The sequence below is a fragment of the Microbacterium oryzae genome (genome assembly GCF_030406385.1).
GTDB classification, from domain to species: Bacteria; Actinomycetota; Actinomycetes; order Actinomycetales; family Microbacteriaceae; genus Microbacterium; species Microbacterium oryzae_A.
Genome location: NZ_JAUEPM010000002.1, coordinates 88,764 through 114,488, shown reverse-complemented (window position 1 = coordinate 114,488; position 25,725 = coordinate 88,764). Strand labels below are relative to the sequence as shown.

Annotated in this window: 23 protein-coding genes and 2 tRNA genes; 4 read left to right on the top strand and 21 right to left on the bottom strand. The window is 70.6% G+C overall.

Annotation, left to right across the window (positions count from 1 at the left end; genetic code table 11):
* Positions 1–35: 35 nt before the first annotated feature.
* From QWJ90_RS04470 to QWJ90_RS04440, 7 genes are all read right to left on the bottom strand, one after another.
* Complete coding sequence (locus QWJ90_RS04470) at positions 36–1,700, bottom strand: amidase family protein (RefSeq protein WP_290106475.1); 1,665 nt, start codon at positions 1,698–1,700, stop codon at positions 36–38.
* A 60-nt stretch (positions 1,701–1,760) separates the two neighbouring features.
* Positions 1,761–2,777, bottom strand: coding sequence for a substrate-binding domain-containing protein (locus QWJ90_RS04465; RefSeq protein WP_290106474.1), 1,017 nt, complete (start codon positions 2,775–2,777; stop codon positions 1,761–1,763).
* A 67-nt stretch (positions 2,778–2,844) separates the two neighbouring features.
* Positions 2,845–3,903, bottom strand: coding sequence for an ABC transporter permease (locus QWJ90_RS04460; protein ID WP_290106472.1), 1,059 nt, complete (start codon positions 3,901–3,903; stop codon positions 2,845–2,847).
* Between the two features lies 1 nt (position 3,904).
* Positions 3,905–4,642 (bottom strand): ATP-binding cassette domain-containing protein, encoded by a 738-nt coding sequence (locus QWJ90_RS04455; protein WP_290106471.1) that lies wholly within the window; start codon positions 4,640–4,642, stop codon positions 3,905–3,907.
* Entirely contained in the window at positions 4,635–5,990 is a 1,356-nt protein-coding gene (locus QWJ90_RS04450; RefSeq protein ID WP_290106469.1) for an aspartate aminotransferase family protein, read from the bottom strand. Before QWJ90_RS04450 ends, QWJ90_RS04455 begins: the two co-directional genes overlap by 8 nt.
* Positions 5,987–6,973 carry a phosphotransferase enzyme family protein gene (locus QWJ90_RS04445; RefSeq protein WP_290106468.1) on the bottom strand — a complete coding sequence of 329 codons (987 nt, stop codon included), beginning with the start codon at positions 6,971–6,973 and terminating at the stop codon, positions 5,987–5,989. Before QWJ90_RS04445 ends, QWJ90_RS04450 begins: the two co-directional genes overlap by 4 nt.
* The gene (locus tag QWJ90_RS04440; RefSeq protein ID WP_290106466.1) at positions 6,966–8,312 is read right to left on the bottom strand and encodes an ArgE/DapE family deacylase; all 1,347 of its coding nucleotides are present in this window, start codon (positions 8,310–8,312) and stop codon (positions 6,966–6,968) included. Before QWJ90_RS04440 ends, QWJ90_RS04445 begins: the two co-directional genes overlap by 8 nt.
* A 352-nt stretch (positions 8,313–8,664) precedes the next feature.
* Here QWJ90_RS04440 and QWJ90_RS14850 point away from each other — a divergent pair, with 352 nt between their 5' ends.
* Positions 8,665–9,282 carry a helix-turn-helix domain-containing protein gene (locus QWJ90_RS14850; protein ID WP_354670414.1) on the top strand — a complete coding sequence of 206 codons (618 nt, stop codon included), beginning with the start codon at positions 8,665–8,667 and terminating at the stop codon, positions 9,280–9,282.
* A gap of 123 nt (positions 9,283–9,405) precedes the next feature.
* Here QWJ90_RS14850 and QWJ90_RS04435 read toward each other — a convergent pair.
* The 5 genes from QWJ90_RS04435 to serS form a co-directional block, all read right to left on the bottom strand.
* Positions 9,406–9,497: transfer RNA gene (locus QWJ90_RS04435), tRNA-Ser, on the bottom strand.
* Between the two features lie 61 nt (positions 9,498–9,558).
* Complete coding sequence (locus QWJ90_RS04430) at positions 9,559–10,872, bottom strand: LCP family protein (protein WP_290106464.1); 1,314 nt, start codon at positions 10,870–10,872, stop codon at positions 9,559–9,561.
* 57 nt (positions 10,873–10,929) lie between these two features.
* Positions 10,930–11,014: transfer RNA gene (locus QWJ90_RS04425), tRNA-Ser, on the bottom strand.
* Positions 11,015–11,114: 100 nt separating this feature from the next.
* Positions 11,115–11,963: an HAD family hydrolase gene (locus QWJ90_RS04420; protein ID WP_290106463.1), complete on the bottom strand. Its 849-nt coding sequence runs from the start codon at positions 11,961–11,963 to the stop codon at positions 11,115–11,117.
* A complete protein-coding gene (serS, locus tag QWJ90_RS04415; protein ID WP_290106462.1) occupies positions 11,960–13,225 on the bottom strand; it encodes a serine--tRNA ligase in 1,266 nt (421 codons plus the stop codon). Before serS ends, QWJ90_RS04420 begins: the two co-directional genes overlap by 4 nt.
* A 71-nt stretch (positions 13,226–13,296) precedes the next feature.
* On the opposite strand from serS, the gene QWJ90_RS04410 reads away from it, so the two are divergent.
* Positions 13,297–14,295: a diacylglycerol/lipid kinase family protein gene (locus QWJ90_RS04410; protein WP_290106461.1), complete on the top strand. Its 999-nt coding sequence runs from the start codon at positions 13,297–13,299 to the stop codon at positions 14,293–14,295.
* 15 nt (positions 14,296–14,310) lie between these two features.
* Here the strand turns inward: QWJ90_RS04410 and cls are convergent, their stop codons facing one another.
* The 5 genes from cls to QWJ90_RS04385 all read right to left on the bottom strand — a co-directional run bounded on the left by cls (position 14,311) and on the right by QWJ90_RS04385 (position 19,450).
* Positions 14,311–15,771 carry a cardiolipin synthase gene (cls, locus tag QWJ90_RS04405; protein WP_290106459.1) on the bottom strand — a complete coding sequence of 487 codons (1,461 nt, stop codon included), beginning with the start codon at positions 15,769–15,771 and terminating at the stop codon, positions 14,311–14,313.
* Between the two features lie 147 nt (positions 15,772–15,918).
* Entirely contained in the window at positions 15,919–16,374 is a 456-nt protein-coding gene (locus QWJ90_RS04400; protein WP_290106457.1) for a DUF4383 domain-containing protein, read from the bottom strand.
* A 93-nt stretch (positions 16,375–16,467) separates the two neighbouring features.
* A complete protein-coding gene (locus tag QWJ90_RS04395) occupies positions 16,468–17,595 on the bottom strand; it encodes an FAD-dependent oxidoreductase (protein ID WP_290106456.1) in 1,128 nt (375 codons plus the stop codon).
* Entirely contained in the window at positions 17,592–18,299 is a 708-nt protein-coding gene (locus tag QWJ90_RS04390) for a methyltransferase domain-containing protein (protein WP_290106455.1), read from the bottom strand. The genes QWJ90_RS04395 and QWJ90_RS04390 overlap by 4 nt, the downstream gene beginning before the upstream one ends.
* On the bottom strand, positions 18,299–19,450 hold the full coding sequence (locus QWJ90_RS04385; protein ID WP_290106454.1) for a type III polyketide synthase: 1,152 nt from the start codon (positions 19,448–19,450) through the stop codon (positions 18,299–18,301). The genes QWJ90_RS04390 and QWJ90_RS04385 overlap by 1 nt, the downstream gene beginning before the upstream one ends.
* Positions 19,451–19,621: 171 nt before the next feature.
* Here QWJ90_RS04385 and QWJ90_RS04380 point away from each other — a divergent pair, with 171 nt between their 5' ends.
* Positions 19,622–20,035: a CBS domain-containing protein gene (locus QWJ90_RS04380; RefSeq protein WP_290106453.1), complete on the top strand. Its 414-nt coding sequence runs from the start codon at positions 19,622–19,624 to the stop codon at positions 20,033–20,035.
* 35 nt (positions 20,036–20,070) lie between these two features.
* On the opposite strand, the gene QWJ90_RS04375 is transcribed toward QWJ90_RS04380, so the two are convergent.
* From QWJ90_RS04375 to QWJ90_RS04365, 3 genes are read right to left on the bottom strand one after another with little or no spacing between them, the layout of a single operon-like run.
* A complete protein-coding gene (locus QWJ90_RS04375; protein ID WP_290106452.1) occupies positions 20,071–21,729 on the bottom strand; it encodes an alpha-amylase family glycosyl hydrolase in 1,659 nt (552 codons plus the stop codon).
* The gene (locus QWJ90_RS04370; protein ID WP_290106451.1) at positions 21,726–22,682 is read right to left on the bottom strand and encodes a TIGR03885 family FMN-dependent LLM class oxidoreductase; all 957 of its coding nucleotides are present in this window, start codon (positions 22,680–22,682) and stop codon (positions 21,726–21,728) included. Before QWJ90_RS04370 ends, QWJ90_RS04375 begins: the two co-directional genes overlap by 4 nt.
* Positions 22,683–22,736: 54 nt before the next feature.
* Positions 22,737–22,913: a hypothetical protein gene (locus QWJ90_RS04365; protein WP_290106450.1), complete on the bottom strand. Its 177-nt coding sequence runs from the start codon at positions 22,911–22,913 to the stop codon at positions 22,737–22,739.
* Positions 22,914–23,052: 139 nt separating this feature from the next.
* Here QWJ90_RS04365 and QWJ90_RS04360 point away from each other — a divergent pair, with 139 nt between their 5' ends.
* A complete protein-coding gene (locus tag QWJ90_RS04360; protein WP_290106448.1) occupies positions 23,053–24,171 on the top strand; it encodes a DUF4192 family protein in 1,119 nt (372 codons plus the stop codon).
* Between the two features lie 17 nt (positions 24,172–24,188).
* Here QWJ90_RS04360 and lysS read toward each other — a convergent pair whose 3' ends face one another.
* Complete coding sequence (gene lysS, locus QWJ90_RS04355; RefSeq protein ID WP_290106447.1) at positions 24,189–25,709, bottom strand: lysine--tRNA ligase; 1,521 nt, start codon at positions 25,707–25,709, stop codon at positions 24,189–24,191.
* Between the last annotated feature and the right edge of the window lie 16 nt (positions 25,710–25,725).

Sequence of the window (25,725 nt, the reverse complement as noted above, 5' to 3'; positions counted from 1 at the left end):
ACTCCAGGTCTGGCGTGGGGTCGGAACGAACGGGGTCAGGGCAGGGGCGGGGGGACGCGGTCGGGCAGGACGGCCTCGACGGCGGCGGCGAGGCTCAGAAGAGCGGCGTCGTCGTAGGCGCTCGCGGCGATGGTGAGGCCGACGGGCATGCCGATGTCGGACATAATCCCCATGGGCAGGGTCGCCGTGGGGATTCCCACACGGCGAAGCACGTGGTTCCCCGTCGAGAAGACGGCGCCGTCCGCCCACGACGCCGCGGCGGACTCCGGATTGGTGTCGGAGTCCCAGCGCCCGACGTCGGCGTTGGCGGGGAAGGCGACGAAGTCGATGCCGACCTCCTCCATCCACGCGTCGAAGAGCCGATCGCGCGCGCGGACGAGTCCCCGGAGTGGGGCGGCGGCGGTCGCGGCGATCTCGTCGGGCGTCGGCGGGGGGTCGCCGAGGACGGCCGCGAAGTCGAAGGTGTCGCGGCCCGGATGCGTATCACCGACGGTGTCGTCGAGGGCGCCCGGGGGCGTGGGCCGCACGAGGGCGGGATCCACGGTCGAGAGGGCCCGGCCGTCGCCGTAGACATCGAGATGCTCCTGCCACGCGGCCGTCAGGAGCGGACCAAGCTCGTATCGCGCCCAGGACGTCGGGAGCAGGCCTAGCTCTTCGAGTGATGGGCGACCGGGATGGCGATCCTCGTAGGCCTCGACTAGAGGGAAATCGACGTCCAGCAGCACGGCGCCCGCCTCACGCATCCGGGCGGCCGCGGCATCCCACAGCGTGCGTACCGAGCCGCGTAGCGGAACCGCAGCGACGCCGTCATGGTCGTCACCGACGTAGATCCGGGGAACGCCGATGCGCATCCCCCGCAGATCCGTACGAGCGACCGCGCGCACCGCGTCGGCGCGCAACGCCTCGGCGACGCGGTCGGCGGCGCTCACGTCGATGATGCCCTGGCGGTGCCACAAGTCGCGGTGGTCGGGGCCCGCGATCACGGCGAGGACGTCCAGGAGGTCGTCGACGCGAAGGGTGTGCGGCACCACAACGTCGCGGTGCGGGTGCAGCGGCCAGTTGCCGGCGCTGGGGATGACGCCCCACGACGGCGTGTAGGCGACGAGGGCGTTGTTGGATGCGGGCGAGCGCCCGGAAGACACGGTCTCCTCGCCGATGCCGAAGGCGCAGAGGCCGGCGGCGACGGCGACGGCGGAGCCGATCGAGGATCCGGAGTGCCACGCGGCCGCGAGCCAGTCGCGGCTGTAGGGGCTGCGGGTGCGGCCGTAGAGCCCGGCTTGTCCCCCGCCGATCGCCATGGGCGGCATGTTGGTCTTGCCGACGAGGAGCGCTCCCGCTGCGCGGAGCCGCTCGACGACGACCGCGTCGCGGCGAGCGACGAGGTCGGCGAAGGCCGGTGAGCCGGCGGCGAGGGTCATGCCCTCGACCGCGAAGCTGTCCTTCACCGTGTACGGGATGCCGTGGAGCGGGCCGCGCACGTGGCCAGCGTCCCGCTCCGCGTCGAGGCGCGCCGCGTCATCCTGCATCGTCGCGCTGCGAACGACGACGGCGTTGAGGGAGGGACCGTCGGCCGTCTGCGCGTCGACCGCATCCAGACGGGCCAGGATGCCGTCGGCGAGGTCGCGGGCCTTGACGGCGCCCTTCGCCAGCTGCGCCCGCGTGCGGGCGATCGAGCCGGTTGCGGTCGCGGTGCTGTCCATGGTGTCGATCTCCCAGGGTGCAGTGCCGGTGGTCAGGGGACCACCGGCACTGCGGCGGACTCAGCTGCAATCAGCCGAGTAAAGGAATGACGCGATCTCCTCGGAGTCCACGTTGTCCTGCGTCACGAGGGCCCACGGCGACCACTCGACCTTCTCGGTGATCGAGTCGGCGTCGGTCTCGCCCTTCAGGATCTGCGAGATGAGTACGGTCGACTCGTAGCCCATCTGGTACGGGCTCTGCGCGATGAGCGCGTCGTATGACCCCTCACGGAGCTCCTCGACCTGCGCCGAGGCGGTGTCGAACCCGATGTGGACGGCCTCGGCGCCCGAGGTGCGGATCGCGTTGGCTGCGCCGGTACCTGCGCCGATGTTCGTCGAGAAGACGAGTCCGAGGTCAGGGTTGGCGGCGAGAGCCGACGTCACGGCCTGCGAGGCCTCGGCCGCGTCGGCGCCGACGTACTGGAACTCCAGCACCTCGAGATCCGTGTTCTCGAGCAGCGCGTCTCGGAAGCCCTCGGCGCGCGAGGACTGCACGGCGTTGCCGGGTGCGTCCGTGACGACGAGCACGCTGCCCGAGGTCACCTCGAAGTCGTCGATTGCTTGGAGGGCCGCGTCGTACGACGACTGGTAGTTGTCGGTGCGGATGCTCTGCACGAACTCGTCGTTCGAGAGGAACGAGTCGGGCATGACGAGCGGGTTGCCGGCCGACGTGTAGGGCTCCATCGTCGCGTTGAACGCGTTGTTGTCCCACACGGTGAGGAGGAGACCGTCGGGGTCGGTGGCGAGGACGGACTGGAGGACCTGCATGACCTCCTCGGTCGAGGTGCCGGGCGTGCCCTGGACGTTGAGGGTGACGCCCTCCTCCTCCGCCGCCACCTCGGCGCCGCAGTACATGGCGCCGTAGAACTCGCCGGTGCTCTCGGGCGTGACCATTGCGACCGTGATGTCGGCAGCCGAGGCCTCGTCCGACGCTGCGGGCTGGGCCTCGCTGGACGAGCAGCTTGCGACGAGGACGGTGGTGGCGAGCAGCGCGCCCGCTCCGAGGGCGAGACGATGACGGGAGGTGCTTCTGGACATGGATGTCTCCTAGTGGTGAGGGCGAGTTGCGAACAGGGTCGGGGGGCGCGTTTCTCGGTCCGAGCGGCTATGAGTCGCGTTTCGACGCGGCCCGGCTGCTGCGGTCCAAGCTGACCGCGACCAGGAGCATGACTCCGATCGCGATGGTCTGGTAGAAGGGTGAGAGATTCACGATCACGAGGCCGGACTGGAGGATGATCGCGAGGAATGCGCCCACGATCGCTCCGAGGAAGCTGATCCGTCCGCCCGTGAGTACCGTGCCGCCGATGAGCGCCGCGGCGATGGCCGCCATCGAGTCGTTCAGGTGCCCCGAGATGTTGGTGGTGGAGTAGCGCGCCAGGTCGATGAATCCGGCGAGTCCGGCAAGGGCCGACGACAGCACGAAGATGAAGATCGTGTTCTGCAGCGTCTTGATGCCGACGCGGCGGGCGGACTGACGGTTGGAGCCCATCGCGAGCGTGTGCGTGCCCCAGGGGGTGAAGTGGTACACCGCCCAGATGATCAGGATCACGACAAGGCTCACGAGCATCGGGAGGGGCAGCGCGCCGAACGAGACGGAGCCGAACCACGACTGCAGCTCATTCGGCATCCCGAAGAGGTTCACGCCACCGGTTGCCACCTGGGCCACACCCGTCGCGACCGAGAGCATACCCAGGGTCGCGACCAGTGCGTTGACGTGGACGATTCCGACGAGCGTGCCGTTGACGAGGCCGATGACGACACCGGTGAGGATCGCCATCCCGAAGCCGAGGACGAGGATCACGGGCACCGGCAGGGTCCCGGTGAGCGCGATCATAAGCTGCCCGGAGAACACCGAGGAGAGGATGACCGCAGCACCCTGCGAGATGTCGATCTGCCCCGCGGACATGAGGATGGCCTGCCCAATGGCGAGGAGCAGCACCTGGGATGCCGTGATCGCCATTCCCCGGATGTTCGCTTCGCTGAGGAAGGCTCCGCTCGGCGAGAGCACCTGGAAGATCGCGATGATCACGATCTCGACGAGGATGATCTGAACTGCGCGGTTCGAGAGGACTCTGGCGATCCCATGCTTAGCGGACCGGCCGGGCGTCGGCCTGGAAGGCGCCAGCGCGTCCGCGGCGGCCGTCTGAGTGACGGTGTCGGTCATGTCAGTCCTCCCCCACCATGACGGTGACGACTTCGGAGACGGTCAGACCGGCGGGCGGCCGGTCTGCGGCGATGGTGCCGTGCCGCAGCACGACTATGCGGTCGGCGAGCTTCAGGACGCTCGGGATGTCGTGCGAGACGAGGACGACGCCCATGCCGTGGTCGGCAGCGCGCTTGATCGAGTCGAGGACGATGCCGACCTGCTTCGGTCCGAGAGCCGCTGTCGGCTCGTCGAGCAGGATGACGTTCTCCGCCCACTTCATGGCTCGCGCGACGGCGAGCACCTGACGCTGGCCGCCGGACAGCCGTGCCACGGGCAGCCGGACGTCGCGGAGGGTCGAGATCCCGAGGTTCTCGATCGCGGCGCGCGCGTCCTTCCGCATGGCCCGGCGATCGAGCATCCGAAACGGACCGACGCGACGCACCTCTTCGTTGCCGAGGAAGAGGTTGTCAGCGACCGTGAGGTCGGGCGCGAGGGCGAGATCCTGATAGACGACGCCCACGCCGAGTCGCTTCGCGTCGGCGAGGGACCAGAGCTCCTGGCCCTTCACTTTGACGGTCCCGACATCCGCCGCGTGCGACCCGCAGATGATGTTCATCAGCGTTGACTTGCCTGCGCCGTTGTCGCCCAGGAGAGCGACGATCTCACCAGCGTGGACTTTGAGATTGACATCGCGCAGCGCGGTGACCGCGCCGAAGTTCTTGCCGACGTCGGTGATGGTGAGCACTTCTTCACTCATGTGCGATTCCCTTCTGCTCCACGTCCGCGAGGACGTCGGTGTAGATCGACACGAACTCGGCCGCGTCGTCGGCGGTGAAGACGAGGGGCGGACGGACCTTGAGCGTCTCGCCTACGGGACCGACCGCCGAGATGAGCACCCGGCGCTCACGGAGGCCGTTGACCATGGCCGCGGCGACCTCGCGCGAGGTGCGGCCGTCGGCGGCGTTCATCTCGACCCCAATGAAGAGGCCGACCCCGCGCACATCGGCGACGAGCCCGCTGCCGGCGGATGCCGCGCGGATACCGTCCTGCAGCAGTGCTCCGACGCTCGCCGCGTGACCGAGCAGCCCACGGTCCTCGATCTCGTCGAGCACGGCGGTCGCCGCGGCGATCGACGCCGGGTTGCCCCCGAACGTGTTGAAGTAGCGGTTGCTCGCCGCGTACGCATCCGAAAGCTCGGACGACAGCACCAGGCTGCCGATGGGGAGCCCGCCGGCGAGCGGCTTGCCGCACGTCACCATGTCGACCTCGTCGGTGTGGCGCTGGAAGCCCCACATGTGCTCGCCGAGACGGGCCATGCCCGGCTGCACCTCATCCGCGATCACCATGCCGCCCGCGTCGCGCACGCGACGGAACGCATCGGCGAGCATCCCGCGCTCGCCCGCGTAGATTCCGTCGGTCGACATGATCGTGTCGAGGAGCAGCGCCCGTACGCCGAGCCCGGAGCGTCGAAGGTCGTCGATCGCCGCCGCGACGGCTTCCGCGAAGACCGTTCCGGCCGCGGCACCGTCGCGGTACGTGTCGGGGGCGTCGACGAGGCGCACATAGGGGGCGAGGGCCATCGACGGGCCGTTCTCGGGTGAGACGCCGGCGAGCACGCTCGTCGTGCCGTGGTAGGCCTGGCGGGTCACGATGACGCCCTCGTTGCCGGTGCGCCACCGCGCGATGGTGAGCGCGAGGTCGTTCGCCTCCGACCCCGAGTTGGTGAAGACGACGTGGTCGAGAGCCGCGGGATACGTCGCGAGGAAGCGCTCGGCGTACGCGACGACGCCGTCCTGCAGGTACCGCGTGTGGGTGTTCATGCGGGTGAGCTGGCGATACACCGCCTCGGCAATCCGCGCGTTCGCGTGGCCCACCGCGGGGACGTTGTTGTACGCGTCCAAGTACTCGGCGCCGTCGGCGTCGATAAGCCGCGCGCCGCTGCCGCGGACGATGTGGAGGGGCCGCTCGTAGAAGAGCGGGTAGATGTCGCCGAGCGTGGCGCGGCGACGGGCGAGGAGGTCCTGGTCCGCAGCCGAGAGGTTTCCGGCGGATGCGGGATCAAACTTGTTGATCATCCGGCCGCTGGCGGGTGTCGTCGTGGTCACTGGTGCTTCTTTCGCTGCGGATGGGGACCGGAGGGTGACAGGGCGAGGGCGTCGTCGAACGCGCGCTCGGCCAGGGCGTCGTAGCGGAGCTGGTATTCCGCGCGATCGGGCCGGCGCTCCGCCGTGTGGCGCCCGAGCGCGAGCACCATGACGATGCGGCAGCGGACGAGGACCGGCAGAGCGGCCATCTCGTCGCACGTGAGGGCGGCGCGCTGCCCGACCCGATCGATGTACCGAGCGACCAGCGGACTCTCCAGGCTTCCCGCCCACAGCGCGAGATACGCGGCGGTGACGGCGACGTCGAAGATGCGTGGTGCGCGCACGGCATCGCCGAAGTCGATGATTCCGCTCAGCCGTCCGTCGTGGACGAGCAGATTCGACAGGTTGAAGTCCGCGTGGATCACCTGGTGCGCGAGCGCGGGCAGGGCCGTCTCCGCGAGCGCGCGATAGTTTGCGACGATGCTGTGCGCGGCGCTCCTGTGGCGCTCGGCGAGGTGCCGATCGATGAGCGGCTCGTGACGGACGACGGCGTCGAGCGACCACTCGTTGGTGTCGGGCACGTGGGAGGCCGCGGCATCCACCGTCTCGAGCGCTGCGAGCAGCAGGGCCTGCGCGTCCGCGATCGCGTCGATATAGGCGTCTTTTGGCGCGACCGACTCGAGCGGGCGCCCGGGGCAAAGGGTGGAGACGAAGGCGGTGCCGTCGGGCGACAGCGGTCCGCCGGTGACGAGGTGCGGGAGCAGACGGGGAACGGGCAGCTCCGCCGCGCCGCGTTGCGCGGCGTTGAGGAGCGCCGCCTGCATGGCGGGTGCGAGGCTTCCCGAGGGCGACTGCTTCAGCACGACGACGCCGGTGTCCGTCGCCACGAGGAACGTGCGGTCCGCTTCGCTCGCGGTCGCACGGACGTCGTGCACGGCGTGAATGCCCCATCCGGCGAGGAGCGTGCGGACCGCCACGACATCGGTCCCGTCGCGATCAGTCATCGTCACCACCCGCTCCGCAGAGGTCGGCGATCATGAGCGCCATGACCCGGATGGCCTGCTTGTACTCGGGAAGGTCGAGGTACTCGTCGGGCTGGTGGGCGACGCTGAGGAAGCCCGGACCGAAGGTCACGGTGGGGACGCCCGCCTTGATGGGGAGCCCCATGTCGGTGTGAGAGGTGACGCCCTCGATGACGGGCTCCATCCCGAGCTCGCGCATCGCCGCGAGGGGTGCGGTCACGATCGGCTCGGTGTCGGCGGTCTCTCCGCAGTCGGCGTCGACCAGCCAGGCGAGCACGGGCGGGTTCTCTGCGAGCCACTCGTCCTCGCCCACGAACGCGGCGAGCATATCCTCGATCTGGGCGCGGACGAGACCGCCGCCGCCGCGCTCGTCGAGCTCGACGGGCAGATACTGGATGTCGAAGCGGATCGTAAACGATCCCGCCCACGAGCTCGGGTATGTGCCGGCATCGATGACGGCGACGTTCATCTGGCACGGGAGGGGCATGTACCGGTGGTTCTTCTCGGGCAGCTCGGCCCACGCGGCGTTGAGCTCGTCGACCGCGGCAAGGAGCCGGCGCCCGTGCGCGATCGCGTCGACGGCGCCGCCGTCGCGCCACCCGGGCTGCTCGATCTCGATGTGACCGCTTTTGCCGGGGATCGTGATCTCGCCCCAGAGGATCCCGCGGCACAGCGGTGCGACCTTGAGGCTCGTGGGCTCCGGGATCACGATGCCGAGGCCGGGGCGGTAGCCGCGATCGATGAGGGCGAGCGTGCCCATGCCTCCGGTTTCCTCCTCGGTGACCGAGCCGAACGACAGCGGCTGCGAGAGCTCGACGCCAGCGCGCTGGACCGCTTCGATTGCGGCGAGCGCGGCGGCCATCCCGCCCTTCATGTCGCACGCGCCGCGGCCGTAGATCCGGTCGTCGACGAGCGTGCTGGTGAACGGCTCGGCCTTCGTCCAGCCCACACCCCCGGGGACGACGTCGCAGTGCCCGAGGAACATGAGCGAGTCGGCTTCCGGATCCACCGAGGGCGGCGTGATCGTCCCTACGAGGTTGGGACGGCCGGTGAAGTCGCGGTCGGCGAAGTAGCCGGGGCCGCCCGCGTGGTGTGCGAGGTCCTGGGCGCTCGGCTCCCACTCGTCGATCCGGGCGCCCATCGCCTCGAGCCTCGCGCGGAGCAGAGCCTGGATGCCTCCCTCGCCCGACACCTCGGCGGGCTCGCCGAACCAGGGGCCGACGCTGGGCTCGTCGATCATGGCGCGAAGAAGGTCGACGGCGCTGTCGAACTGCTCGTCGATCGCAGTCAGGATCGCGGTACGAGTCTCAGGGGTGACCATGTGCCCTCCTCAGGCGGTGGCGCGATGATCCCCGTCGATCCGAACGATCAAGACGTTACGTTTTTCTGATCGTTGTGATTGCAATTTGCCGCTTCCTTTTACGGTCTAGAAACGAAAGCGAAACGCCGGCCGACGAGACTCACAGTGGGCAAGACTGCGACCGCACTCCCGGACAACCTCGGCTGACCGCACACTCCGCGTCAGTCAGCGCCTCCCAAGGATTGACAGCATCTCGCACTAGCCAAGGACGGATGACGAAGCGCGCGCCCTACACACTCTGAACAGGACGTGGCAAACGCTTGCGCGACAGGATCCCCACCCGTCCCAGAACGATCGGAAAGGTGTGCTTTGCATGCCGTCTCGTCGTGTTCCGAAGGGGCCGGCTCGTCGGCCGATGACGGAGAAGCGCCGTCGCTTCCTGGAGATGCTCGCGCAGGGCTGGACGTTGAGTAGCGCGTGCCGCGAGTTGGAGGTCGGTCGCTCGACGGGCCGGATCTGGAAGAACGGCGTGACGGTGTGTCGAAAGAATGGCACGGTCAAGTTCGCGCTAACGCTTGAGCTGCTCGCCGTCCGCGTGATCTCGCCTCGGTTCCTATCAAAGGCCGAGCGGGTGCAGATCGCTGATCTCGCCGACCGCGGTCTCGGTCCGACCGCGATCGGGCAGCTGCTCGGGCGAGCCCCCTCCACGATCAATTGGGAACTGCGGCGCGGCCTGCACCCTGCGGGTTACTACCGGCCGTTCCGCGCGCACGCGGCCGGTGATAACCCGCAGGCACCGCACTGCCGACACCGGCGCCCGGATCTACTTCCGCGATGCCGCGGGCCCCTGGCGACGCGGCAGCGGCGACCGGACCCCCGAAGCGCTCTTTCAGGCTTTGCTAGCCTCCGAGCAATAGCCCCATTGCGACGGCCACCGGCGTGCACGCCGCTAACACGTCAGATTCGACCATCGCCGACAGACAGCACGTGACCAGGCGTCGCACGACCAGCGCCGATGAAATTTCTCGCTCCGCCGACGCTCAGAACCGTTCGCAGCCTGTTCGCAAATCAACGGATTCGACAACCTGCGACGCCTCTGTCCGGGGGCTTCTCGTGGCGGAGACGGAGGGATTTGAACCCTCGGTCCCCATAAGGGGACTCCACCTTAGCAGGGTGGTGCACTAGGCCTGACTATGCGACGTCTCCAGCGCCTGCGAACAGGCACAGCGACCATCCTAACGGTTCTGAGCCGGTGTCGCGAACCGGCTCAGCCGGCGCCGTTCGAGCAGGTGACCTGGCTCGCGTCGGAACCGTGCACGTTCGCACCCAGCTCGCCGTCCGCCGGGGTCTCCGTCGGGCTCGGCGTCGCCGACGGGTCGCTGGGCGCCTCGGTCTCGACGGGAGTCGCGGTGTCCTCGGGGGCGGGCGTCTCGGCGCCGTCCTCGCCCTCAGCGAGGACGGCACCGCCGCCGGTGTCGCCGGTGAGCTCGAGCGGCACGTTCTCCTCGAGCGCGGCCCACAGCGCCTCCGCCGACGCGTAGTCGGGAGCGACGCGGTTCACGTCGTACGGGTCGCTCACCACGGGGTACTGCACGAAGGTGAACTCGTCCAGCGGCACGTCCTTCGCCGCCATCGCGATCTGCACGAGCGTGACCGGGTTCGTCAGACTCGACGACGGGTCGACGTTCTGCAGCGTCGTCCGCGCGAGGGTGAGAAGCGTCGCGGGATCGGTCAGCACCTCCTCGCTCATGAGCTTGCGGGCCAGCGCCGACATGTACACCTGCTGGTTGCTGATGCGACCGAGATCGCTGCCGTCGCCGACGCCGTGCCGCGTGCGCAGGAACTGCAGCGCCTCGACGCCGACGAGCGTGTAGTTGTCCGAGGGCGGGATGGCGAGACCGGTGTGCTCGTCGTAGATGCCCTCGCCGCCCACGCAGACGTTCACGCCGCCGATGGCGTTGGTGATCTCGATGACGCCGCCCCAGGTGACCGTCGCGCCGTAGTCGATGGTCTGCCCCGAGAGCTGCTCGATCGTCTTCACGATGCAGCCCAGGTCGCCGCGGTAGTAGGCCTCGTTCAGCTGGCTGCGGGTGAGGGCCGACGCCACGTCGCCCTGCGGGTCGGTGCACTCGGGCGCCTCGACCATGAGGTCGCGGGGGAAGCTGATGACGGTCACGCGTCGCGGCTCGGGCGAGATGTGCACGAGCATGTTCACGTCGTTCAGCACGCTGTCGCGGGAATCGGGGTCGTACGCGGCGTCGTCCGGGCAGCGGCCGCCGAAGTACTGCTTGTACTCCTCCTCGCAGGCGTCGAGACCGGCGAAGAGGATGTTCACGCCCTCGTTGTCGAGCGCGCCGATATCGGGCGGCGAGGCGTCCTGCCCCTCGAGGACGACCGCGTCCGCGCTGAACGTCGAGCCGAAGTCCCACGCGGCATAGCTCGCCACGCCCACACCGCTGACGAGGAGCACGGATACCGCCACGCCGAGCACGCGCAGGAGCTGCCGGAGCGGACTCGGCGAGGTCAGCCGGCCGTGGCGCGCGATCGTGCGCCGCGTGTCGTGCTTCCGGTTGTCGCTCACTCGCGTCCTCTCGGGCTGGACGGTGACCGCCCGCGCCCTGACGCGAGCCGCCTTCCGCGGAGGGTGTGGGATTCGAACCCACGGGACATCTCTGCCCACCGGTTTTCAAGACCGGATCCTTCGGCCGCTCGGACAACCCTCCGTGCCCGCGGCGAGCGCGGACGGCGTCGAGTCTAGTGGAACGGCCGTCCCGCTATTGTCGGCGGGTCCCCTGAAGGGTCGCTGTCAGGTCCGGCCGGCGCTCAGACGATGGTGGCGGTCGCGACGCCGAGCTCCGACAGCGCGGCCGCGACTCCCCCGCCCTCGACGGGAAGCGTGAGCTGCGTCGCGTACTGCTGCACCTCCGCCGGCGCCTGACCCATCACGACGGCGCTGCCGCCGCCCTCGCCGGCCCAGGCCAGCATCTCGATGTCGTTGCGCCCATCGCCCATGACCACCACGCGCTCGCGGTCGACCTCGACCCACTCGCGCACCTTCTCCAGGGCGGTGGCCTTGTTCACGCCCTGCGGGGCGATGTCGAGCCAGGCGGACCAGCCGACCGAGTACGTCACCTGCTGCAGGCCCATGCGCTCGACGAAGGCGTTGAACTCCTCGCCGTCGTGCTCGGGCGAGACGACGACCACGCGCGTCACGCGCAGGCCCAGCATCTCCTCGAACTCGACGTGGCGGGCTCCCGGTCGGTTGAGGTCCCAGTCGTCCATGTACTGCGTGAACAGGCGCGTGCCATCGGCGAGCTCGACCATGTAGCTCGCGCCGGGGAGGTGCTCGCGGATGAACCGCAGCACCTCGGTGGCGTCGAACGTCTCGGTGGTGTGGCGGATGTACCCGGTCGGGTCCTCGGGGTCGCGCGACATGATCGTCGCGCCATTCGCGCACACGACGTACGGCGGCAGGATGCCCAGGCCCTCCATCACGGGGGCGGCGGACTCCCAGCTGCGCCCGGTCGCGATCGTCACCACGTGGCCGCGCTCGGCGGCCTCGGCGACCGCCTCCTGCACGCCAGGGCTGAAGGTGCCGTCCTCGAGCACGACGGTGCCGTCGATGTCGAGGGCGATGAGCAGGCGTGCGGACTCGTCGACGGGGTAGGTCATGCGATCGGCTCCAGGATGTCGAGTCCGCCGAGATACGGGCGCAGGGGCTCCGGCACGACGACGGACCCATCGGCCCGCTGATGCGTCTCCAGGAGGGCGACGATCCAGCGCGTGGTGGCGAGCGTTCCGTTGAGCGTCGCCACGTGCCGGGTCTTCCCGCCGTCGGGGCGGTGACGGATGTCCAGGCGACGCGCCTGGTAGGTGGTGCAGTTGGAGGTCGACGTGAGCTCGCGGTACGCGCCCTGCGTCGGCACCCAGGCCTCGGTGTCGTACTTCCGGGCAGCGCTCGAGCCGAGGTCACCGGCCGCGACGTCGATGACACGGTACGCGAGTCCGAGGGAGCTCAGCATCTGCTCCTCGATGGCCAGCAGGCGCTCGTGCTCGGCCTCCGCGTCCTCGGGGGTCGTGTAGACGAACATCTCCAGCTTGTTGAACTGGTGCACGCGGATGATGCCGCGGGTGTCCTTGCCGTGCGAGCCGGCCTCGCGCCGGTAGCAGGTCGACCAGCCGGCGTAGCGGATGGCCCCGCTCGAGAGATCGACGATCTCGTCCTTGTGGTACCCGGCGAGGGCGACCTCGCTCGTGCCGACGAGGTAGAGGTCGTCCTCCTCGAGCCGGTAGATCTCGTCGGCGTGCGCGCCGAGGAAGCCGGTGCCTGCCATGATGTCGGGCCGCACGAGCGTCGGGGTGATCATCGGCGTGAAGCCGTGCTCGAGGGCCGTGTTCAGCGCGTAGTTCATGAGCGCCAGCTCCAGGCGCGCGCCGATGCCCTTGAGGAAGTAGAAGCGCGCTCCGGAGACCTTCGCCCCGCGCTCCATGTCGATGGCGCCGAGCTTCTCGCCGAGCGCGAGATGGTCGAGCGGCTCGAAGTCGAACGCGGGGATGTCCCCCACCCGGCGCAGCTCGACGAAGTCGTCCTCGCCGCCGGCCGGCACGCCGTCGATCACGACGTTCTGGATGGCGTCGATCGCGGTCCGGAACTCGGTCTCCGCCTCGTTCGCGGCGGCCTGGGCGGCCTTCACCCGGTCGGCGAGGTCCTTCGCCTGCGCCACGAGCGCGGCCTTCTCGTCCTTCGGCGCCTTCGCGACGGTCTTCCCGAACGCGTTCTGCTCGGCGCGCAGGTCCTCGAACGCGCTGATCGCCGTGCGGCGGGCGGCGTCCGCGGCGAGCGCGGCGTCGACGGCGTCGGGCGATCCGCCGCGCGCCACCTGAGAACGCTTGATGAGCTCGGGGTCTTCACGCAGCAGTACGGGGTCGATCACCCTAAGAGTCTAGGCGTGCGACCCGCGCGGGCTCCCGGAAGCGACGTGACGCGCCGCCCTAGAGTGTGAGCATGTCCGCCGCCCCCGCCGCCGCGCCGCGGGCCGCCCTGGTCTACAACCCGGTGAAGGTCGCCTCGGCCGACGCGCTGCGCTCGGCCGTCACGCTCATCTCCGACGAGTGCGGATGGCTGCCGCCTCTCGTCTTCGAGACGACGATCGAGGATCCCGGGCAGCACGCCGCGAAGCGCGCGCTCGCCGAGGGCGTCTCCGCTGTCCTCGTCGCCGGCGGCGACGGAACCGTGCGCGCGGTGGCCGAGGTGATGAGGGGAACCGGGGTGCGGCTCGCCGTCGTCCCGAGCGGCACCGGCAACCTCCTCGCCCGCAACCTCCGACTGCCACTGGCCGATCCCGAGGAGATGGTGCGCGCGGCGATCGACGGCGACGTCGTCGCCACCGACATCGGCGTCGCGCGGCTGCGTCGCCTCACCGGCGAGGTGGAGGAGCACGCCTTCGTCGTCATGGCGGGCATCGGGCTCGACGCGGCGATGATCGCCAACACCAACGCGCGCCTGAAGCGGCAGGTGGGATGGGTCGCCTACGTCGACGGCGCGGCCCGGTCGCTTCCCGGAGCGGAGCCCTTCCGCGTCGTCTACCAGCTCGACGGCGGCAGGCTCCACGCCGCGAAGGTGCAGAGCGTGCTGTTCGCCAACTGCGGGGCGCTGCCGGCGGGCATCGAGCTGATCCCGGAGGCCTCGGTCTTCGACGGGGTGCTCGACATCGCCCTCATCCAGCCATCGGGAGTGTTCGGATGGCTCGGCGTCTTCCGAAAGGTGTGGTGGGACAACTCCGTGCTGCGCCGCTCGCGGCTGGGACGCCGCGTCGTCGAGCGGCGCCGCGACTCGTCGGTGCGGTTCCTGCGGGGCATCGAGATGGAGACCGCGCCGGTGTCCATCCAGCCGGTGGAGCTCGACGGCGACGAGTTCGGCCAGGCGACCCGACTGCACTGCCGGATCGAGAAGGGCGCCCTCCTCATGGCCGTCCCCCACGGCCATCCGACCGCCCGGCTCTGACCGGGCGGCTCTGACTCACTGCAGAGCCGACGTGAGGCGGGCGAGGTTGTCGAGCACCTTGCTCCCGAACGACCGCGCGACCCAGTCGTCCAGCTGGAGCGGGCGACTCCGCGCACGGTAGTCGTCCTCCACCTCGCGCAGCTGACGGACGAACTCCTCGCCGCGCACGAGCAGCGACACCTCGAAGTTCAGGCCGAACGAGCGCATGTCCATGTTGCTCGAGCCGATCACGGCGACCTCGTCGTCGACCGACACCGTCTTCGTGTGCAGGATGTACGGCGACTGGAAGAGGTAGATGTGCACCCCCGCCTTCAGCAGCGCCTCGTAGTAGCTGCGCTGCGCGTGGTAGACCATCGCCTGGTCGCTGATCTCCGAGACGAACAGCTCCACGCGCACCCCGCGCGAGACCGCGGCGCTGACGGCCAGCATGAGCGCCTCGTCGGGGACGAAGTACGGGCTGACCATCACGATCCTCCGCTGCGCCGCGTACAGGAGGGCGAGGAACAGCCGCAGGTTGTTCTCCACCTCGAATCCGGGGCCGGACGGCAGGACCTGGCAGTCCACGTCGCCCGTCCCCGGCGCCATGTCGCGCAGGTCGACGCCGGGCGGGGTCTGCCCGGTCTCGCTGTAGTAGTCGCTGAGGAAGACCGCGTCGACACTGGAGACCACCGGGCCGTCGAGCCGGACCATCAGGTCCACCCACTGCAGCCCGCGCTTGATGTTCGAGCGCACGTTGTAGCTCGCGTCGGTGATGTTCTGCGAGCCCATGTAGGCGACCTCGCCGTCGACGATCAGGAGCTTGCGGTGATTGCGGAGGTCCGGCCGCTGCCACCGGCGCCGCAACGGGCGCAAGGGCAGCAGGTAGTGCCAGTCCGCCCCCATGCGCTTGAGGCGGTCGCGCGTCTTCCGGTGCAGCGGCTTGGACAGGTTCGCCCAGTGGTCCATGAGCACGCGGACGGCGACACCCCGCGCGCACGCCTCCTCCAGTGCACGGAAGAAGCTCTCGGTCGACCGGTCGGACTTCAGGATGTAGAACTCGACGTGCACGTAACGACGGGCCGAGCGGATGGCCTCGGCCATCTCGTCGAGGCTCTCCTGGTATCCCGTCACGAGACGTGCGCCGTTGTCGCCCGAGAGCGGCAGCGCGCCCAGCTCGCGGTTCATGCGCACGATCGCGCTGAACCAGCCCGGCTCGTTCGGACGCGGTGTGCCGCGCTCCAGGTGCTCATTGGCCTCGCGGAGGACGCCGTTGATCTCGGTCTGCATCTCCCGGCGCTCCCGCGGCAGACGCGGGTTGCCGATGAGGAGGAAGAGGATCATGCCCGGGATCGGCACGAGGAAGATCGCGAGCAGCCAAGCCATCGCCGAGGTGGGCTTGCGGTTCGCCGGGACGACGACGAGTGCGAGGATGCGCACGATGATGTCGACGACCGTGTAGGCGCCGAGCCAGAAGGCGGAGCTCACCACCCAGTCCATCGGAACCCTCCTCGTCCTGGCCAGCCTAGCGAAGCGACGGCAGCGCTCCTGACCGTGCCGCTCCTGACCCGGTGGCGCTCCGCGGCACCCTCCCCGGCACAGCGAACCGCCGCCCGCGTGTGCGGACGGCGGCTCGGTGGAGCGGAATCAGGCGCGACGACGCACCGTGTCCCGTCCGAGGAGGAACCCGAGCGCGATCATCGCCACGGCCAGCACCAGGTGCAGCCAGTTGTCGGCGCTGTTCAGCGGAACGAAGTTCGCGGCGCTGTCGTGCGGAACGAACAGACCGTAGATGAACAGCACGGCGTACACGATGCCGCCCACGATGAGGTAGCTGCGCGCCGCCGAGGCGGTGCGCGCCATCGCGAGACCGGCGACGCCGTACAGGGCGTGCACGAGGTTGTGCAGGATCGACACCTGGAAGATGCCGAGGAGCATCGCCTCGGACGTGTGCGATGCGAACTCGAGCTGGTCGACGCCCGAGGTGATCCCCGGGATGAAGCCCGCGATGCCCACCAGGAGGAAGACGACTCCCAGGATCAGCGCGGCCTTCTGGACCGGGGTCTCGGCGTAGCCGACCCGATCGGTGGTTCTGTGGCTCATTACCCTCTCCTCTGCTGCGTGCGGACTCTCTGGCATGTCCAGAGAAGCGCGTGACGGAACTCGGAGGAAAGGGCTTGACATCAGCCACGTCCGTCACAGCCCGCGCATGGTGAAGGTCCCGGCGAGCACCTTCCGGAAGGGCGGAAGGGCCAGGGCGCGGATGGCGGCGTTGCGCGCGGTGAGCGCAGCGTCCTCGCGCGGGGCGCCCATCGCCATGTTGAAACGCGCGCGGCGCATCGCCCCTTCCGCCGCAGCACGGCGCGCGCACGCGTAGGCCCCCCACGCGTCACCTCCGCTCGAACCAGACAGGAGGCGGTCGGCGAGGGCGCGTGCGTCCAGCCATCCGAGGTTCATCCCCTGCCCGCCGATCGGGCTCACCTCGTGCGCGGCATCGCCCGCGAGCGCGACCCGCCCGCGCGCGAACGTGGCGGCAAGCTGCTGACGGGCGGCGAAGGGGCTGGGCTCGCTCATGGTGGCGGTGTCGAGGACCGCACCCACCCGCTCCTCGACGACGGCGGCGAAGGCGGCGCGAGACCACGCGCGCACGCGCGCCGCGCCATCGGCGCGGTGCGCGTCGGTGCGGACGACCCAGCGGCGCCGGCCTCCCGGAAGCGGGAACGACTCCACGACCCCGTCAGGTTCGAGGTGCAGCAGCGCGCGGCCGCGATGCTCGCCGGAATCGTCGGCGTCGGCCATGACGAACCGGACGTCGGGATCGCGGCGCTCCCACCGGATCCCCGCGCGCTCGCGGACGAAGCTGCGCGTGCCATCCGCCCCGACCAGCAGGCGTGCGGCGACGGAGCCCTCCGACGTCTCGAGCTCCACCCCGGCGGCCGTCGTCTGCAGGCCCCGGACCTCGATCCCGCGGCGCAGGGCGCGGGAAGCGACCCGGCTCAGGCGCCGTTCGAGGAGCGCCTCCGTGCGGTCCTGCGGGAGCATCCGCACGGGGTCCGCGAAGGACAGGGTCCCGATCCGACGCCCGCGGCAGAGCGCGACGCCTTCATGGATGCGCAGCGCCGCGTGCTCGATGTCGTCGCCGATGCCCGCCGCGGCGAGCGCGGCGAACCCGGGCGGGTGGATGCCGACCGCACGCGAGCTCGCCGACGGCGCGAGCGAGCGCTCCAGCACCGCCACGTCCGCACCCTGCTGCGCGAGAAGGCACCCCAGCAGCATGCCGACCGGCCCCGCGCCCACGACGACGACGTCGTGCGACGCGCTCATGCCTCGTGCACCGCCTCGAGGCGCGCGGGCCGCCCTCGCTCGACCCGCCAGCCCGGCGGCACGATCGCCTCCAGCTCCGCACGCGTGCGGCTGCGACGGATGGACGTGAGCCCGTCCTCGCGCAGGAACGTGCCCCGCAGGAGGAGCGGATGCACCGGGAGCGTGCCGACCGCGAAGGCGACGTACGCTCCGCGTGACCGCTCGATGTCGCGGTGCACGACGACGCCGCCCGGGCGCAGCAGCTGCGCGGTCTCGGCCATCAGCGCGGTGGCCTCGTCGTCGGAGAGGTGGTGGAGCACGTGATTCGACATGACGACGTCGAACCGCTCGCCGCTCGCGAGCACGGCCGTGGTGTCCATGCGGCGCACGCGCAGGCCCGGCGTGGGCGGCACGAGCTCGGCGAACGCGAAAGCGCGCGGATCGGGGTCGATCGCGAGCACGTCGAGCCGCCCGGGCTCCCGTCGCGCCCACCGGCACACCGCGCGCGGGAAGTCGGCGCCGCCCGTGCCCACGTCGAGCAGGCGCACGTCCCCCTGCCGCAGGCGGGGCGCGATCCAGCGACGGTACGCCGCGCGCGGCGCGGCCACGACCGCGTTCATGAGCCCGAAGCGCGCGTAGGTGCGCGCGAGCCGGTCCGGGTCGCAGTCGGGGTCGTCCATCCGCTCGGCGACGACGGCGTCGCGCGTGGCGAGCCGTCCGGCCATCAGGAGCCCCGGATGGTCATCAGGGCGGACTCCACGGTGAGGCCGGGGCCGAACGCCATGGCCGCCACGCGCTCCCCGGCCGCGGCGGCCGGCGAATCCAGGATGTGGCGCAGCACGAACAGCACCGTCGCGCTGGACATGTTGCCGAAGTCGCGCAGGGTCGCCCGCGCCGGCAGCAGCTGCGCCTCGCTGAGCTCGAGGGCCGACTCGACCTTGTCGAGGATGCTGCGACCGCCGGGGTGGATGGCCCAGTGCGGGATGACGTCGCCCGCGCGCCGCTCGTCGAGGGCGCGGGCGAGGTCGGGCTCGGGAGCGAAGAGGGGCTGGACGGCGCCGGTCACGTGCTGGCCGAGGATGGCCGGGACCATGTTCGAGAGGACCATCTCGAATCCGTGGTCGCCGATGCGCCACGCCATGTCGGACTCGCCCTCCGGGGCGACCCGCGAAGCGAACCGGTCGAGCTCGAAGCCCGGCTCGTGCGACGGGATGGGGCGAGCCGACACGAGCGCCGCGCCAGCGCCATCCCCGAACAGCGACGTGGCGATGATCGTGTCGGGGTCGTCGGACGTGCGCAGGTGCAGCGTGCACAGCTCCACGCTCACGACGAGGACGACGGCTTCGGGATCGGCCTGGCACAGCTGCGTCGCCAGGCGGAGGGCGGGAAGCGAGGCATAGCAGCCCATGAAGCCGAGGTGGAACCGCTGCACGTCGGCCGGCAGCCCGAGATCGCGCGCGACGACGAAGTCCGGGCCCGGCGCGTAGAACCCGGTGCAGGACACGGTGATGACATGGGTGACGTCCTCGGCCGAGAACTCCTCCTGGTTCGCCAGCGCCGCGCGGCCGGCGTCGACGTAGAGCCGGCTCGCCTCCCGCGCATAGATGTCGTTGCGCGCCTTCGTCCCCGGAGACATCAGCAGGCCCGTCTCCGCGTCGTAGAACACGCGCTCGACGCCGGGCTGCGCGGTGCGCTCGCCGAGCTCGGTGAGGACGGTGTAGCGGCGCTCGATTCCGGAGACGCCGAAGGACGTGCTCACCAGGCGCTTCGCCAGCCGCGACAGCTCGGGCTGCGATCCGAAGACCTCCCTCACCTCGTCCTGATGGAGAACGGTCGGGGGCACCACGGTCGCGAGGCCGGTGAGTGTGACGGTCATGCCGCCGACGGTATCCAGGTGCGTCGGTCGACGATAGGGGGTTGCGCGGTCGCGGACAGGGGTGCACCCGCGACGAGAGCGTGGACGCCGCGTCTGTCAACCGCCCTGCCGTCCATCGTCGCGGCTCGTATCGTCGCGACCGAACCTGGCAGCGGACGAAGGAGCAGGACCATGACCACGGCACGCGACATCATGACCTCGGATCCCCGGTGCGTCGGCGAGCAGGAATCGCTCGTCGACGCGGCAAAGCTGCTCGCCGACCTCGACGTCGGCGCCCTGCCGATCTGCGGGGAGGACGGGAAGCTCAAGGGGATGCTCACCGATCGCGACATCGTCGTGAAGTGCATCGCGTCCGGGGGCGACCCGAGCTCGACGCGGGCGGGACAGCTCGCGGAGGGGGCGCCCGTCACGGTGGACGCGGGCGACGACATCCGCGACGCCCTCACCCTGATGCAGGATCACCAGGTGCGCCGGCTCCCCGTGCTCGACGACCACCGGCTCGTCGGCATCATCAGCCAGGCCGACATCGCCCTCGCGCTCGCCCCGGTCGAGACCGGCGAGACCGTCGAGGAGATCTCGACCTGACCTGGCCGGACGCGGGTCCGGCGCCGCGCCGCCGCTCAGGCGCGCGCCGGTCCCGCCTCCTCCGGTCCGATCTCCGACGCGCCGCGCAGCCGGTACCAGCGGAAGCCGTAGGCCTCGAGCGAGATCTCCAGTGGCCGCGGCAGCGGGCGCGGCCGCTCCGAGTCGAGCAGGTCGCACAGGAGGGCGTCGTCCTGTGCGTCGACATCCAGCCGCACGTCGACCGGCTCATCCCGGAGATTGTGGAGGAAGAGGGCGTCACCCAGATCCGAGCGCATGCGGTGTGCGAGCACCCCCGCCGCATCGCACGGAAGCGCCTCGAACGCGCCCCAGGAGATCGCCGGTGTCGAGCGGTAGGCGGCGATCACCGTCCGCAGGAACCGGTGCAGGGAGTCGGGGTCGCGCCGCTGATCGGCGACGTTCACCTCTCGAGGAGACCAGGCGCCCTCCGGAAAGGGCGCGACAGGCTCGTCCGACGTGGAGAAGCCGCCGCTCGCGGTCCACTGCATCGGCGTGCGCACCGCGCGGCGACGCTCGAGGTCCGGGTTCTCGCCCATGCCGATCTCCTCGCCGTACAGCAGCGCGGTGGCGCCGGGCAGCGAGAACATCAGGCTGTAGGCGAGCCGGATCCGGCGCTGGTCGCCTTCGAGCATGGTCGGCAGCCGCCGCACGATCCCGCGGCCGTAGACGCGCTGCGCCTCGTCGGGCGCGAGTGCCTCGAACACCTCCTGCCGCTCCTCCTCGCTCAGGAGGGCGAGGGACAGCTCGTCGTGATTGCGCAGGAAGAGCGCCCAGCTCACGTCGTCGGATGGCGCCTTGCGGCTCTCGATGGAGCGGACGATGGGGGTGGGATCGCCGCGGACGAACGCGAGGTACAGCGCGACGTTGGTCTGAAAGTCGAACTGGAGGTCGAGCTCGTCACCTCCCGACCCGAAGTACGCCTCCTGGCCGTCGTGGTCGAGCGCGACCTCGCCCAGCAGCGCGGCGCTCGGCGAGCGCCGGCGGAGGAACCGCTTGATGTCCTGCAGATACTCGTGCGGGTCGGCGATCCGCTCCGGCGAGGGGTCCACGAGAAACGGCACCGCGTCGACGCGGAAGCCGTCGAGGCCGAGGCTCAGCCAGAACGCGACCACCTTCGCGATCTCATCCCGCACCCGCGGGTTCGCGAAGTTCAGGTCCGGCTGATGCCGGTAGAAGCTGTGCAGGAAGTACTGCTCGGTCTCCGGCTCCCACTCCCACATGCTCGCCTCCTCACCGGGGAACACGGTGTTCTCCGCGTCGTCTGGCGCATCGTCGCGCCAGACGTAGAAGTCGCGATACGGCGAGGTGCGCGACCGGCGTGCGGAGACGAACCACGGGTGCTCGTCGGAGGTGTGGTTGACGACGAGGTCGACGATCACGCGCAGGCCGCGACCGTGCGCGACGCGGATGACCTCGAGGAGGTCGCCGTGGGTGCCGTAGCGCGGGTCGACGCCGTAGAAGTCCGCCACGTCGTATCCGTCGTCCTGGTTCGGTGACGGGTAGAAGGGCATGAGCCAGATCACCGTGGCGCCCAGGTCCGCGACGTAGTCCACGGCGCGAACGAGCCCCGGCAGGTCTCCGATGCCGTCCCCGTCTCCATCGAGGAAGGTCTCCACGTCGAGGCAGTAGACGACGGCGGACCGCCACCAGAGGTCGGCCACGTTCTCCCGTCTCATCGGGCGCCCCGCAGCTCGGCGAGGAGGGCAGGCGCGTGCTCCTCGAGGAAGCCGCGCTGGTCCTGCCCCACGTGGTGCAGGTAGACGCGGTCGACGCCCGCCGTGAGGGCGCGGATCCGGTCGGCGAGCTCGCGGGGGTCGTCGCCGACGAGCACGGTCTCCGCCGGGTCCTCGTCGGCCTCCTCGGCCAGCCGATCGAAGTCCTCCGGCTGCGCGACGTCCCACGGGGAGACCTCGCTGACCGCGCCGTGCCGCCACTGATCGCGGGCGATGTCCGCCGCGCGCTCTCGCGAGGCGTCGATGCTGAGGTGCAGCTGCAGGCTCACCTCGCCCTGCCCGCCCGCCTCCCGGTAGGCGCTCACCGTGTCCCCCAGCGCGTCCGCGTCCGTGCCCGTCGTGATGAGGCCATCCGCCCAGCCCGCGACGCGGGCCGCGGTCTGCGGCGAGATCGCCGCGGCCACGAGCGACGGGATGGCCGCAGGAAGGCTCCACAGGCGCGCCTCGTGCACGCGCACCGCACCCTCGTGATCCACGCGCTCGCCGGCCAGCAGTCGGCGGATGATCGCCGCGCACTCGTCGAGGCGGCGGTCGCGCTCGCCCTTCTCCGGCCACGGGTCGCCCGTCACGTGCTCGTTCATGCGCTCACCGCTGCCGAGGGCCGCCCAGAAGCGGCCGGGGAACATCTCGCCCAGAGACGCGATGGCGTGGGCGGTGATCACGGGGTGGTAGCGCTGGCCGGGGGCCGTGACGACGCCGAAGCCGAAGCGGGTGGTCGCGAGCGCCGCGCCGAGCCAGGACCAGGCGAACCCCGACTCGCCCTGCGCGCGTCCCCACGGCGCGAGATGGTCGGAGCACATGGCGCCTTCGAAGCCCACGGACTCCGCGAGCTGGACGGCGGACAGCAGCGCGCTCGGCGGCAGCTGCTCATGGGACGCGTGGTAGCCGAAGAACATGCATCGACCCTCGCGTGCGCGGGGCGCCGGCGGCAGAGCCTTGACAGGCCGCGGTCAGTCCTCCCGCGGCGGCAGGCCGCGCTTCGCGCGCTCCTCCGCCTCGATGGCCGCGTACGTGCGCCGCTCGGTGCGATCGAAGCGGATGATGTTCCGCAGGATCATCCAGAACACCAGCGCGATCGCCACGGTGGGCGCGAGCGACCAGAGCGCCGCCACCCAGAAACTGTCCACGATCGCATTCTACGGGGCCTGATTGGGAGATGCCCGGGCGGCCGACGTCTCCTCCACAGGCCGCCCTCACCCGGCGCGCCGCCCTCCGGCGGCTGTGAGCACCGCGACCGCGGCGGCGCGCGGCGGGAGCCTCGAGGGCATGACGACGATCATCCCCGCGCGGTCCGCGCAGAAGTTCCTCTCCGTCCTCCCTCACGTGTGCGGCTATCTCCCGCGCCTGAGCCTCGTCGTGGTGCCCATCGCCGACGGGTGCACGGCGGCAGTCGCGCGCCTGGACCTCCCGCCCGACGAGGAGGCGTGGGGCGAGGTCGCCGCGACCGCGCTCGGCGTCGTGTGCCGGCTGCCCGATGTGACGCGCTTCACGGCGGTGATCTACACCGACCGCCCGTTCCGCGACGGCGATGGCGCGATCGCGTTCGACGGGTTCATGCGGTGGCTCCGCGAGCGCGCCGACCACTGCGGGCTCGACGCCGTCGACGCGCTGTGCGTGGCCGCAGACGGGTGGGGCTCGTACCTCGACGACCCCGGAGAGGCGCGGCCGCTCGCGGAGATCGCGCACGAGGACGCGCTCCCTGACGGCGTCGAGCCGTCGGCGGTGCTCGCGGACCAGGGCGACGGCGTCGATCTGCCGGCATCCGACCTCGCCGAGCGAGAGCGCGTCGCGCGGGCGCTCCGGGAGGTCTCGCGGGCCGCCGACGTGCTCGGCGGCGACAGCCCGGCGGGGATCGGCGGAGTGCCCCCGCGCGCTCTCGCCGCGGTGTGCCTGCTCGGACATCTGCCGGAGGTGTTCGAGGAGTGCGTGGGCTGGGACCCCGACGGGCTCGAGCCGTACCTCGCGGCCGCGCTGGTGTGGGCGCTCGACCGCCCCTTCTACCGCGACGTCGCGCTGTCGCAGTGGAGCGCCGATCTGGCGGAGGGCTATCGCGCGCTGGAGTTCAACGAGCGGTGGCGCGCCGGCGACCGATCCGAGCCGGACGGCCCGATCCGGCTCATGGGCGAAGGGCCGCGACCCGACGCCGAGCGGCTGGAGCGGGCGCTCGCGCTCGTGCGGCGACTCGCGGCAGCCGCGCCCCGGGAGGCCCGCGTGGGGCCCCTCGTCTCGGCGGCGTGGCTGAGCTGGGCGCTCGGCCGCGCGACCCATGCCGCGCACTACGTGCACCTCGTGACGGAGATCGAGCCCGACCACGGCCTCGCCAGCATCATCGCGTCGATGCTGAACGCGGCCTACCTTCCGCCGTGGGCGTTCCGGCGGCCGTGATCCGGCCGCCGGAGCGCTTACTTCACCAGCGGGAAGAGGATCGTCTCGCGGATGCCGAGGCCGGTGATCGCCATGAGCAGACGGTCGATGCCCATGCCCATCCCGCCGGTGGGCGGCATGCCGTGCTCGAGCGCGCGGAGGAACTCCTCGTCGATGCGCATGGCCTCGTCGTCGCCGCGGTCGGCGAGCTTCGCCTGCTCCACGAACCGCTCCCGCTGGATGACGGGGTCGACGAGCTCGGAATAGCCCGTGGCGAGCTCGAAGCCGCGCACGTAGAGGTCCCACTTCTCCACGACTCCGGGAACGCTCCGGTGCTCGCGCACCAGCGGACTGGTGTCGACGGGGAAGTCCATGACGAAGGTGGGCCGGGTGAGGTGCTGCTTGACGAAGTGCTCCCACAGCTCCTCGACGAGCTTGCCGTGCGTGGCGTGCGACGGCACGTCGACGTCGTTCGCCTCGGCGAGCTTCAGGAGCTCCTCGAGCGGGGTGCCGGGGGTGACCTCCACGCCCGCTGCCTCCGAGAGGGAGGGGTACATCGAGACGCGGTCCCACTGTCCGCCGAGGTCGTACACCGTGCCATCCGCCCAGGTGACCTTCGTGTCTCCGGCGACCGCCACCGCGGCGTTCTGGATGAGCTCCTGCGTGAGGTCGGCGATGCCGTTGTAGTCGGTGTAGGCCTGGTAGGCCTCGAGCATCGCGAACTCGGGGCTGTGCGTGGAGTCCGCGCCCTCGTTGCGGAAGTTGCGGTTGATCTCGAAGACGCGGTCGATGCCGCCCACAACCGCGCGCTTGAGGTAGAGCTCGGGCGCGATGCGCATGTAGAGGTCGGTGTCGAACGCGTTGGAGTGCGTGATGAACGGACGTGCAGTGGCGCCGCCTGGCTGCACCTGCAGCATCGGGGTCTCCACCTCGACGAAGTCGTGCTGGTCGAACGTGGCGCGGAGGCTCGCGTTGACCTTCGCGCGCGAGCGCACCGTGACACGCGCCTGGTCGCGCACGATGAGGTCGAGGAAGCGGCTGCGGACGCGGCCCTCCTCGCTCAGCTCGGTGTAGAGGTTCGGCAGCGGCAGAACGGCCTTGGCCGCGATCTCCCAGTCCGTCACCATGATCGAGAGCTCGCCGCGACGGCTGGAGATGACCTCGCCGGAGACGAAGACATGGTCACCCAGGTCGACGAGCTCCTTCCAGCGCGCGAGCGACTCGTCGCCCACGTTCGCCAGCGAGACCATCGCCTGGATGCGGGAGCCGTCGCCGGACTGCAGGCTCGCGAAGCAGAGCTTGCCGGTGTTGCGGCTGAACACGACGCGTCCCGCGACCCCCGCCGTCACGCCCGTCTCAGCACCGGCCTCGAGCTCGCCGTACTCCGCACGCAGGGCGGGGATGGTCGTGGTGACGGGGACGGTCACCGGGTAGGCGCCGCCGGCCGCCGAACCGCGCTCGGCGATCAGCCGCTCGCGCTTGGCCAGGCGGACCGCCTTCTGCTCGAAGACGTCCTCCTCGGTCGGTTCGGGGGCGTTCTCGACGGGCGTCTCAGACATGCAAGCTCCTCAGAAA